Source organism: Candidatus Allofournierella excrementavium (assembly GCF_048526665.1).
Classification (GTDB): domain Bacteria; phylum Bacillota; class Clostridia; order Oscillospirales; family Ruminococcaceae; genus Allofournierella_A; species Allofournierella_A excrementavium.
This window is the reverse complement of record NZ_DBGFPE010000029.1, coordinates 1-10833: the sequence shown is the minus strand read 5'-3', so window position 1 is coordinate 10833 and position 10833 is coordinate 1. Positions and strand designations below refer to the sequence as shown.

Genomic DNA, 10833 nt, shown 5'->3' with positions numbered 1-10833 from the left:
TCCGAAACGCCGCGTGCGGCGGCGGACAGGGACGCGGCCACCCAGCGCAAAGCTGCCCATATCCCAGCGCCGCCCGAATAAAGGAAAGGGCGGCTTTGATTGAAGTGCTCCGCCCGGCCCATCCCCACCGCACATTGCATTTCGGACATTTTCCCCGACGAAGAAAAGTGTCCGTTCTGATGCGCACTACGTGGGGAGGACCGGGCTTCGCCTCAGCCCGGCGGGGCAGGGCGGCGCTCTTCCCCGTTTGCCCGGCCCGCCGCCCGATGTCGGCCGAGCCAGCCGCGGGGGAAAACCGGGCCCCGCCTCCGTTGCCGCCTCCCCTCCCCCGCCGGTTGGAATCTGCGCCAAAATCTGCTACAATGAAACCATGATATTCCCCGGCTTTTGCGGGCCGGAAGGGGCCGCACAGCGCACCGAGCCGCGCGCCTCTCCCCCGCCCTTTGGCCGGGCCGAAACACCACACCGCCGCCCCTTCTGCGGGCGGCTGCACAAAGGAGGATATGAGCCATGCAAAACTATTCCGGCGAAGAGGGCCTGCAGTATCATCTGCAGATCCGCCCGGGGGACGTGGGCCGCTATGTGCTGCTGCCCGGCGACCCCAAGCGCTGCGCCAAGATCGCGGCCTATTTTGAGAACCCCCGCCTCATCGCGGACAGCCGCGAGTATGTCACCTACACCGGCACCCTGGACGGCGTGCCCGTCAGCGTCACCTCCACCGGCATCGGCGGCGCGTCCGCTTCCATCGCCATGGAGGAGCTGCACAAATGCGGCGCCAACACCTTCATCCGGGTGGGCACCTGCGGCGGCATGGAGATGAAGGTCAAGGGCGGCGACATCGTGGTTGCCACCGGCGCCATCCGCATGGAGGGCACCAGCCGGGAGTACGCCCCCATCGAGTTCCCCGCCGTGGCCGACCTGCAGGTGGCCAACGCCCTGGTGGAATCCGCCCGGCAGCAGGGCTTCACCTGCCACGCCGGCGTAGTGCAGTGCAAGGACGCCTTCTACGGCCAGCACGAGCCCGAGACCAAGCCCGTGAGCTACGAGCTGATGAACAAGTGGCAGGCCTGGCTGCGGCTGGGCTGCCTTGCCAGCGAGATGGAGTCCGCCGCGCTGTTCACCGTGGCCGCCTGGCTGCGGGCCCGGGTGGGGTCCACCTTCCTGGTGGTGGGCAACCAGGAGCGCGCAGCCGCCGGTCTGGACAACCCCATCGTCCACGACACCGACGCCGCCATCCGGGTGGGCGTGGGAGCGCTGCGCCTGCTCATCGCCCAGGACAAGGCCGCCGAGGGCTGAGAGCGGCCCAGAAGCCCCTGAAACGAAAAGAACGGGCGGGAACACCCAAGGGTGCTCACGCCCGTTCTTTTCGTTTTTAAGGCGCTCTCAGCCCTGCTGGCGAAGGGCTGCCGCCACCGGCTCCACTTCCACCTTTTTGTCCTCCCGGAAGTGGGGCCCCTTGAGGTAGGCCAGGAAGGTCTTTTCAGTGTAGTGCCCGGTGGACCGGGGCAGGTTCAGCGAGGCGGAGGGGTTGGTGAACACCACCACGGTCTCCACCGGCACGTTCTTGAGCTTCGCGGCAAACAGCGCGTCCCGCACCGCCCGGGCGCTCTTGCCCGCGCGGGTCATGGGGTTCTCGAAGGTGCGGCGGCCCTGGGGCAGCACCTGGGTCCACTCCGGCTCGTCCAGGCTGCCGTAGACCTCGCCGCCGTAGCCCAGGCACTTCACGCCCAGCACGCCGAACCAGCCAACCAGCAGCAGGTCCAGGTCGGCCGCGTCCTTGGAGCCCTGCACGTTGACCGGCGCAATGACGGCGTAGTCGTCGGAGGCGGCAAAGCGGCGCACCGCCCGCACGATGGCCTCGGCGCCCTTGTGCTCGTCGTCGGGCATCTCGCCCTTCTTCTTCGGGTCCGGCTTTCCGCCGGCCATGGCCTGGTCCTTCTGGCGGAACAGGGCAACGATATACATCGTCACGGCAAAGGCCAGCAGGCCCGCCGCCACCACGATGATGATGAAGATCAAAACATTCAGGTCCATAGAACTATCCTCCCGCCGCCCCCGGCGGCTGTGTGAAATGCGCGGCAGCGCCGCGAAATGCTTAATAGCATCATTGTAGCAAATCGCCGCCCCCTTTGCAACCGGGACCCTCCCCCGCCCCGGCGCGCAAAGACGCGGGCGGAGAAAACAAAAAAAGAAGGACATCCTTTCGGATGTCCTTTTTGGTGCGCTGGAAGAGATTCGAACTCCCGACCTTCTGATTCGTAGTCAGACACTCTATCCAACTGAGCTACCAGCGCAGGTGCAAGATATATATTATCATCGACCTAGGGGTTTGTCAACTGTTTTTGCCAAAAAATTTAAAATTTTTTTCGCGGAGCAAAAAAAGGTTCTTTTGCCCCCTTCGGGCGGCGGCCGGCGGGCCCTTTTTTCGGCTGCTGACAGCCCTCCCGCGCCGCCCTGCGCCCGGGGGTGCGCCTGCGGGCCCCGGGGATACCCTGCGCGCCCTGGAGTGTCCTTGCGCGGTCTGTGGTGTTCCGTGCGCCCTGGGATGCCCCCCGTGCGCCCTGTGGTGTCCCTGCGCGCTCTGGGATGCCCCCGTGCACCCAGTGGTGTCTTGTGTGCTCTGGGGTGGGCCTGTGCGGCCTGCGGTGCCCCCATGCGGCCTGCGATGCCCCCATGCGCCCTTGCGGTGCCCCCTGCGCGCTCTGGGATGCCCCGTGCGCCCTGCGGTGCCCCCGTGCGCCCTTGCAGTGCCCTGCGCGCCTCCGTGAGCCTTGCGGCGCATCGCGCCCCGCAATACAGAGCGCGTCTCTCCCCGCCCCGCGGCGGCCCTCTCCCCCGCCCCGCGGCAGCCCTCTCCCCCGCCCCGCGGCGGCCCTCTCCCCCGCCCCGCGGCAGCTCTCCCCTCTTTCCTGCCCGGCAGCAAAAAAGCCCGGCCGCTCCAAAAGGAGCGGCCGGGCCTTGTTCATTTCGCTGTCAGGCGATGAGGCTCAGGTGAGCGATCAGGCCTTGGGCTTGCCGAACTGGCAGTCGTTGTTGCCGGAATCGGAAGTCCACATCTCCAGCATGTTCAGAGGATCGTTGTAGTCCATCAGCCAGCCGTTACGGGCAACGTCGTAGTTGCCAGCCTTACGGTCGTTCAGGAACACGTTCCACTCCATCTCGGAGATCTGCATGTCGATGCCAACAGCAGCCATATCGGCCTGGATGGCAACGGCCACGTCAACGTTGCCGCCCGGGGTGTTCACCAGGTAGGTGAAGCTCAGCGGGGTCTCGCTGCTCAGCATGCCGTTCTCATCGAACTTGTAACCGATGGACTCCATCATGGCGATGCCTTCCTGCACGTTGGACTCGAAAGCCTCAGCAGAAGGATCGAAGTAGTCCTTGTTCTTGAACTCCTTGCCGGTGCCGTCCAGGCAGCCAGCGGGGATGAAGGAACCAGCGGGGACCTGGTCGGCCTGGCCGACGTTGGTCACGATGTAGTCGCGGTCGATGAACAGAGCCAGGGCCTTACGCAGGGTGGCAGCATCCTCGGCGCTCATGCCGTCGAACATGGGGCTGTTCACGTTGAAGGACACATAGTAGGTGCCCAGGTTCTCGATCACGTGGTACTCGGGGTTGCCCTGCAGGCCGGCGATCTCCGCGGTGGGAACGCCGTCGGAGAAGTCCAGGTCACCCGCATTGTAGGCGGCGAAGGTGGCGGTCTCGTCGCTGGAGAGCATGAACTCCTGCTTCTCGATCTTCACCTCGTCGGCGCGGTGGTAGTTGGGGTTCTTCTCATAGGTCATGGAGCTGTTGTGGTTCCACGCGGTCAGAACGTAAGCGCCGTTGCAGACGAAGTTCTCGTTCTTGTTGGTGCCCTCCAGAGCCCAGGCGCCGGGGTTGGTGCCCTCGGGATCGGCGGCCTCAACGGCCTCCTGATACACGGGGAAGTAGGTGGGGAAGGCGCACAGATCCAGGAAGTAAGCGCAGGGGAAGCTCAGCTCAACGGTCAGGGTCTTGCCGTCCTCGGAAGCGGTCACAGCCAGGGTGGCGTCGGGGTTGACCCGGTTGCCGTCGGCATCCATCTCGGTAACCTCGTCGTAGCCCTTGATGGGGGCGAACATGTAGCCGTAGTCGGAGGCGGTCAGGGGATCGGCGGCACGGTTCCAGCTGTAGACGAAGTCGGTGGCGTCCAGGTCATCGCCGTTGGACCACTTCAGGCCGTCCTTCAGGGTGAAGGTGTAGGTCAGGCCGTCGTCGCTCTTGGTGTAGTCCTCGACCAGGTCGGGCACCTGCTCGTGGTCGGCGTTGTAGGTGAACAGGCCGGCGAAGGAGTTGATGGCCAGGATGGCGCCGTCAACGGTGCTGTTCAGCGCGGGGTCCAGCTTTTCGGGCTCGGAAGCCAGGTAAGCGTGCAGGGTGGTGTTGTCAGCGTCCGCGGCGGGGTTGTTCAGCTCGGCGAACATGAAGTACTTGTAGCCGAAGGGAGTCCAGTAGACGTTGGTCAGGTAGTCCTTCTGCAGGTAGATGTCGGTGTAGAAGTACAGGGGCAGGATGGCGCCGGTCTCCATCAGGATGTCCTCAGCCTGATGCATCATCTCGGCACGCTTCTCCAGATCGGTCTCGGTGCGGATCTGGTCGATCAGTTCGTCGTACACGTCCCAGCCATTGACGGGATCAACGAAGTTCTCGTTGGTCGCCTCAGCCTGGGAGGTGGACTCAGAAGCCGGGGTGCTGGAAGGAGCAGGGGTCGAGCCGCAGGCGACCAGACCGAAGCACATGACCAGCGCCAGAACGAGTGCGGTCAGCTTTTTCATGGGTATACCTCCATTTGTTTTTTTGGGCTTTTGGCCCGGTTTCAAATCACGGCCCGGCAAGAAAAACGGGTCGGGACTTGCCAAAAAGGAGTTTTGCCGGAACTTACTTGTTCCAGCAGGCCACCATGTGGCCGTTGCCCCGGTCGGTCAGCGGCGGGCGCTGAGCCGCGCACTGCTCGGTGGCGTAACGGCACCGGGTGCGGAAGGGGCAGCCGGAGGGAGCCTTCAGGGGGCTGGGCACGTCGCCCTCCAGCACGATGCGCTTGCGCTCGCGGGCAATCTTGGGATCGGGCATGGGCACAGCGCTCAGCAGAGACTGGGTGTAGGGATGCATGGGGTTGTTCATCAGCTCGTTGGCCTCAGCCATCTCCATCATCTTGCCCAGATACATCACGGCGATGCGGTCGGAGATGTGGTTCACCACCAGCAGGTCGTGGGCGATGAAAAGGTACGCCACGCCCAGCTTGTGCTGCAGGTCCTCGAACATGTTCACCACCTGCGCCTGGATGGACACGTCCAGCGCGGACACAGGCTCGTCGCAGACGATGAACCGGGGGTCCACCGCCAGGGCGCGGGCGATGCCGATGCGCTGGCGCTGGCCGCCGGAGAACTCGTGGGCGTAGCGGGTGGCGTGCTCGGCGTTCAGGCCCACCAGCTCCATCAGGTGCAGCACCTTCTCGCGGCGCTCGGCCTTGGTGGTGTAGAGCTTGTGCACGTCCAGAGGCTCGCCGATGATGTCCTCAACGGTCATGCGGGGGTTCAGGGAAGAATAGGGGTCCTGGAACACCATCTGCATCTGCTTGCGGTAGGGCAGCATGTTCACGATGTGGGGCTTGCGCAGCTTCACCGGGTTGCCCTTGGCGTCCACCTTGGGCTCGCCGTTGACGTCCAGGTCGCCGGCGTCAAAAATGACCTCGCCGTTGTACTTGATGCGGCCGCCGGTGGGCTGATACAGCTGCAGAAGGCTGCGGCCCACGGTGGTCTTGCCGCAGCCGGACTCGCCCACAAGGCCCAGGGTCTCGCCGGGCTTGATGGCGAAGGACACGTCGTCCACCGCTTTCAGCGGGGTGGTGGAGGCAAAGCCGGTGCGGATGGGGAAATACTGTTTCAGGTGCTCGACTTCAACAAGATACTCACTGCTCATCGTCGGCGCCTCCTTCCTCGGCAACGATGGGGTCAAAGACCCACTCGCCGCCCTCATTTTTCACCCAGCCGGTGGCCAGCTGCACCGCCTCGGCGCTCTCGCCGGCGGCGGCCATCTCAGCGGCCTTGTCTTTCAGAGCCAGGTCGTTCAGCCAGCAGGAAGCCAGGTGATCCTGGGCCACCTGACGCTCCATGGGAACGTAGTCCAGGCACACCTTCATCGCCTTGTCGCAGCGGGTGCAGAAGGCGCAGCCGGCGGGCATGTTCAAAAGGTTGATGGGGTTGCCGGCGATGGGCACCAGACGCTCCTTCATCCGCTCGGTGCTGGGGATGGAGCGCAGCAGGCCCTTGGTGTACTCGTGGCTGGGGTTGTAGAAGATTTCGTCGGCGGTGCCGCGCTCGCACACACGGCCGCCGTACATCACGATGATCTCATCGCACATGGTGGCGATGACGCCCAGGTCGTGGGTGACCATGATGATGGCCATGCCCAGCTTTTTCTGCAGGTCCTGCATCAGTTCCAGGATCTGCGCCTGGATGGTCACGTCCAGAGCGGTGGTGGGCTCGTCGGCGATGAGGATGTCGGGCTCGCAGGCCAGGGCCATGGCGATCATCACGCGCTGGCGCATGCCGCCGGACAGCTCATAGGGATACTGCTTCACGCGCTTGGCGGGCTCGTTCACGCCCACCAGGGTGAGCATCTCGATGGCGCGGGCCTTGGCCTCGGCGCCCTTTTTGTCCGTGTGCAGACGGATGGCCTCTTCCAGCTGGTTGCCGATGGTGAACACCGGGTTCAGGCTGGTCATGGGGTCCTGGAAGATGATGGAGCAGCACTTGCCCCGGAAGCCCGCCATCTGGTGGCGGTTCCACTTGGTGATGTCCTGGCCCTTGTACTCAACGCTGCCGCCGGTGATGCGGCCGTTGTCCGCCAGGATCTGCATGATGGAATAGGCGGTCACCGATTTGCCGGAGCCCGACTCACCCACGATGCCCAGCACCTTGCCGGCATCCAGGTTGAAGGAAACGCCGTTGACCGCATGCACCTCGCCGTTGTCGGTGGTGAAGGAGGTGTGCAGGTCCTTGACCGATAAAAGATGTTCACTCATGTACCATTACCTCCTCAGCTTGGGATCGAAGGCGTCCCGCAGACCGTCGCCGAGCAGGTTCAGCGACAGAACGATCAGGCAGATCATCAGCGCGGGGAACACCAGCTGGAAGGGGTACGCCTGAAGAGCGCCGCGGGCCTCGTTGGCAAGGCTGCCCAGAGAGGGCATCGGCTGGGACACGCCCAGGCCAAGGAAGCTCAGGTAGCTCTCGGTGAAGATGGCGGAAGGAACCTGCAGGGCCACGGAAATGATGATGACCGACAGGCAGTTGGGCAGGATGTGCTTTTTCAGGATGCGGCTGGGCTTGGTGCCGATGGTGCGGGCCGCCAGAACGTACTCGTTCTCCTTGATGGTCAAAATCTGACCGCGCACCAGGCGCGCCATGCCCACCCAGTACAGCAGGCCGAACACGATGAACAGCGAGAGCATGTTGGTGCCCAGTTTCGCGAACACCGTGCCGCTGATGGCCGCGCCCAGCGTTTCTCGCAAGACCACCGACAGCAATATGACCATCAGCAGGTCCGGCAGAGAATAGATGATGTCGCAGATACGCATCATCACAAGGTCCACCTTGCCGCCGGCGTAACCGGCGATGGCGCCGTAGAGCACGCCGATGATCATGACCAGGATGCTGGCGAACAGACCAACGGACAGGGACACGCGGGTGCCGTAGATGACGCGGGCAAAGTAGTCACGGCACATCTTGTCGGTGCCGAAGATGTGGGGGAACAGCTGTTCGCCGGTCTCCTCCATGTACTTGATCTCGTTTTCAGACCAGGTGAAGGGGGCGAGGTTGGCGGCGGTCTTGTCGCGCTTGCCGCCCACTTTCAGGATCTCGTCGTAGCCGTAGGGGATGACCATGGGGGCCACGATGATGGCGATGATCAGCAGCACCAGAACGATGATGGCGCCCACCGCCAGGGGGTTGCGCATGAGTTTTTTCATGCCGTCCTTAAAGAAGGTGGTGGATTCGCTCATGACCTCCTGCTGGCTTTTTTCTTCCTCGGAGGCGGGGCTGAATTTTGCCAGATTGATCTGGCTGCTGAGCAGATGCTTTTTAAGCGGTTTATTCATATTCCGTCTCCTTAGTCAAAAGTGATGCGCGGGTCGATGAGCTTGTACACGATGTCCGTGATGAGGTTCGCGGTCACCATCAGGATGGCCAGGAAGATGGTCACGCCCATGATGAGGGTGTAGTCCCGGTTGTTGATGGAGGTCACGAAGTACGAGCCCAGGCCGCCGGTGGAGAAGATGGTCTCCACCACCATGGAGCCGGTGATGATGAACGCCACCATGGGGCCGACGTAGGTCACGACGGGGATGAGGGCGTTGCGCAGGGCGTGCTTGAAGATCACCTTATAGGAGGCGACGCCCTTGGCGCGGGCGGTGCGGATGTAATCCTGGTTCAAAGCGTCCAGCATGCTGGTCTTGGTCAGACGGGTGATGTAGGCCATGGGGTACATCGAAAGGCTGATGACCGGCAGGATGTAGTTGGGGTTCTGGGCGCTCCAGGCGGGCACCCAGCCCAGCTGGATGGAGAACACCAGCAGCAGAAGGGTGGCCAGCACGAAGCTGGGGGCCGAAGTGGCCAGAGTGGTGAAGAACACGATGATGCGGTCGATGACTTTGCCGCGGTTCAGCGCGGCCACCGAGCCAAGCACCAGGCCGAAGGCGATGGCCACCGCCGCCGCCGACAGGCCCAGCTTCGCGCTGACCTGCATACCGGTGGTGATGGTCTCAAACACGTCGCGGCCGGTCTTGAGGCTGACGCCGAAGTCATGGTGGAACAGCAGCCGGCTCATGTAGTTCACATACTGCACCGGCACGGGCTGGTCCAGGCCGTAGCGGGCCTCCAGCGCCGCCATAACGGCGGGGCTCAGCGCCTTTTCCGAGCTGAACGGGCCGCCCGGAATGGCATACATCGAGAAGAAGGTGATGGCGCTGACGATGAAGATGGTCAAGATCGCCAGAAGTACGCGCTTCACCACATATTTTGCCATAAGATCACTCCTTAACTCCCTCGGCGCCGCGTGCGGCAACCACGCGGCGCACCGGCTGCGGCAACCAGCCGGGCGGCCGTCCTTTTTGCAAACACCACTGTCCGCAGGGCGCGAACAAGTGAAGTAACAAAAAAAGCGCCATTCCCCGCGAGCGGCCGCCGGCATGAAATTGTGTGCGCCCGGCGGACCCACTTCTTTCACACCCGCGCGCCCGCAAAAAAGCCTGGACACGCTGCAACAGCAAACAAATTGTCTCTTTATTTTACCGCTTTTGGGCCCGTTTGTCAATTTCCAGGGGCAAAATCCCAACTCTGCCGGGGCATTTCATCCCTTTAGCAGAGTAATCGACCAAACTGAGTACTTATTATAATGTAATCTATGGCCCTCGTCAAGGAAAAAACAGGAATTTTTCCTTCGAAGGGCGCTATTTTTCACAGGCAGGCCGTCCGCTGTGGACAAACAGCCGGACTTTTTTCAAAAAAAGCTTGTTTTGTGTTCACCGTGTTACTATAATAAAGGAAAAATCCTGAAAGAAGGCAGAGCCCCATGCTGAACATCACTGTGCAAAAGTCCGCCGTTCTGAAACAAAAGCCCGCCGACGAAGGAAAGCTGGGCTTCGGCAAGCTGTTCACCGACCACATGTTCCTGATGGACTACACCGCCGGCGAAGGCTGGCACGACGCGCGCATCGTGCCCTACGCTCCCCTGCCGCTGGACCCGGCCACCACGGTGTTCCACTATGCCCAGGAAATTTTTGAGGGCATGAAGGCCTACCGCACCGCCGAGGGCAAGGTGCAGCTGTTCCGCCCGGAGTGCAACGCCGCCCGCTTCAACGACTCGGCCGACCGGCTGGGCATGCCGCCCATCCCCACCGAAGACTTTGTGCAGGCGGTGAAGGCGCTGGTGGATATGGAGCGGGACTGGGTGCCTCACTCCGACGGCGCTTCCCTCTACATCCGGCCCTTCTGCATCGCCACCGATGTGGGTCTGGGTGTGCATGCGGCCAAAAACTACCTGTTCGTCATCATCTGCTCGCCCTCCGGCGCCTACTACGCCGAGGGCCTGGACCCGGTGCGCATCTATGTGGAGGACGAGTACATCCGCGCCGCGCCCGGCCTCACCGGCTTCTGCAAGTGCGGCGGCAACTACGCCGCCTCCATCAAGGCGGGCGAAAAGGCCGAGGAGCTGGGCTTCAGCCAGGTGCTGTGGCTGGACGGCGTGGAAAAGAAATATGTGGAAGAAGTCGGCTCCATGAACATCATGTTCAAGATCGACGGCAAAATTTACACCGCCGCCTGCACCGGCACCGTGCTGCCCGGCGTGACCCGCCGCTCCATCATCGAGCTGCTGCGGGACTGGGGCTATGAGGTCATTGAAGGGCCGCTGGCCATCGCGGACGTGATGAAGGCCGCCGACGAGGGCAAGCTGGAAGAGGTGTTCGGCACCGGCACCGCCGCGGTCATCAGCCCCGTGAAGGAGCTGGACTGGGAGGGCAAGGCCGCCATGATCGGCGGCGGCAAGATCGGCCCCCTCACCCAGAAGCTGTACGACACCCTCACCGGCATCCAGTGGGGCCGCCTGCCCGACACCAAGGGCTGGGTCGTGCCGGTGGAATAAAGAAACGGCACACAGCGAAAACACAAAATCCCCCGGGAATCTCCCGGGGGATTTTTTTGTATACCGAAAACCACTCGCTAGGCGAGTGGTTCAAAAGAAGACTAATGTCGATAATGGAAAAAGAAAAACTCCCTTTGCTATACTGGGAGTGCGGTCTGCCAACTGCACAAG

The 10833-nt window shown here is 62.8% G+C and carries 8 protein-coding genes and 1 tRNA gene; 2 read left to right on the top strand and 7 right to left on the bottom strand.

What is annotated here, in order from left to right; translation table 11 throughout:
• Positions 1-510: 510 nt before the first annotated feature.
• Positions 511-1296 carry a uridine phosphorylase gene (gene udp, locus ACMI1Q_RS07870; protein WP_419503370.1) on the top strand — a complete coding sequence of 262 codons (786 nt, stop codon included), beginning with the start codon at positions 511-513 and terminating at the stop codon, positions 1294-1296.
• A gap of 87 nt (positions 1297-1383) precedes the next feature.
• Here the strand turns inward: udp and ACMI1Q_RS07865 are convergent, their stop codons facing one another.
• The 7 genes from ACMI1Q_RS07865 to ACMI1Q_RS07835 form a co-directional block, all read right to left on the bottom strand.
• Positions 1384-2034 (bottom strand): nuclease-related domain-containing protein, encoded by a 651-nt coding sequence (locus tag ACMI1Q_RS07865; RefSeq protein WP_330058563.1) that lies wholly within the window; start codon positions 2032-2034, stop codon positions 1384-1386.
• Positions 2035-2217: 183 nt separating this feature from the next.
• Positions 2218-2294 (bottom strand) — tRNA-Arg (locus ACMI1Q_RS07860).
• 705 nt (positions 2295-2999) lie between these two features.
• Complete coding sequence (locus ACMI1Q_RS07855; RefSeq protein WP_419503369.1) at positions 3000-4796, bottom strand: ABC transporter substrate-binding protein; 1797 nt, start codon at positions 4794-4796, stop codon at positions 3000-3002.
• 103 nt (positions 4797-4899) lie between these two features.
• The gene (locus ACMI1Q_RS07850) at positions 4900-5940 is read right to left on the bottom strand and encodes an ABC transporter ATP-binding protein (protein WP_419503368.1); all 1041 of its coding nucleotides are present in this window, start codon (positions 5938-5940) and stop codon (positions 4900-4902) included.
• Positions 5930-7045 (bottom strand): oligopeptide/dipeptide ABC transporter ATP-binding protein, encoded by a 1116-nt coding sequence (locus ACMI1Q_RS07845; protein ID WP_177522560.1) that lies wholly within the window; start codon positions 7043-7045, stop codon positions 5930-5932. Before ACMI1Q_RS07845 ends, ACMI1Q_RS07850 begins: the two co-directional genes overlap by 11 nt.
• A gap of 6 nt (positions 7046-7051) precedes the next feature.
• Positions 7052-8119 (bottom strand): ABC transporter permease, encoded by a 1068-nt coding sequence (locus tag ACMI1Q_RS07840; RefSeq protein WP_419503367.1) that lies wholly within the window; start codon positions 8117-8119, stop codon positions 7052-7054.
• 11 nt (positions 8120-8130) lie between these two features.
• The gene (locus ACMI1Q_RS07835; RefSeq protein WP_177522562.1) at positions 8131-9045 is read right to left on the bottom strand and encodes an ABC transporter permease; all 915 of its coding nucleotides are present in this window, start codon (positions 9043-9045) and stop codon (positions 8131-8133) included.
• Positions 9046-9591: 546 nt separating this feature from the next.
• Here ACMI1Q_RS07835 and ACMI1Q_RS07830 point away from each other — a divergent pair.
• Entirely contained in the window at positions 9592-10662 is a 1071-nt protein-coding gene (locus tag ACMI1Q_RS07830; protein WP_419503366.1) for a branched-chain amino acid aminotransferase, read from the top strand.
• The last annotated feature ends 171 nt before the right edge of the window (positions 10663-10833 follow it).

Coding starts and splice junctions, on each gene's coding strand:
- udp (WP_419503370.1), top strand. CDS start 511: ATGCAAAACTATTCCGGCGAAGAGGGCCTGCAGTATCATCTGCAGATC.
- ACMI1Q_RS07865 (WP_330058563.1), bottom strand. CDS start 2,034: ATGGACCTGAATGTTTTGATCTTCATCATCATCGTGGTGGCGGCGGGC.
- ACMI1Q_RS07855 (WP_419503369.1), bottom strand. CDS start 4,796: ATGAAAAAGCTGACCGCACTCGTTCTGGCGCTGGTCATGTGCTTCGGT.
- ACMI1Q_RS07850 (WP_419503368.1), bottom strand. CDS start 5,940: ATGAGCAGTGAGTATCTTGTTGAAGTCGAGCACCTGAAACAGTATTTC.
- ACMI1Q_RS07845 (WP_177522560.1), bottom strand. CDS start 7,045: ATGAGTGAACATCTTTTATCGGTCAAGGACCTGCACACCTCCTTCACC.
- ACMI1Q_RS07840 (WP_419503367.1), bottom strand. CDS start 8,119: ATGAATAAACCGCTTAAAAAGCATCTGCTCAGCAGCCAGATCAATCTG.
- ACMI1Q_RS07835 (WP_177522562.1), bottom strand. CDS start 9,045: ATGGCAAAATATGTGGTGAAGCGCGTACTTCTGGCGATCTTGACCATC.
- ACMI1Q_RS07830 (WP_419503366.1), top strand. CDS start 9,592: ATGCTGAACATCACTGTGCAAAAGTCCGCCGTTCTGAAACAAAAGCCC.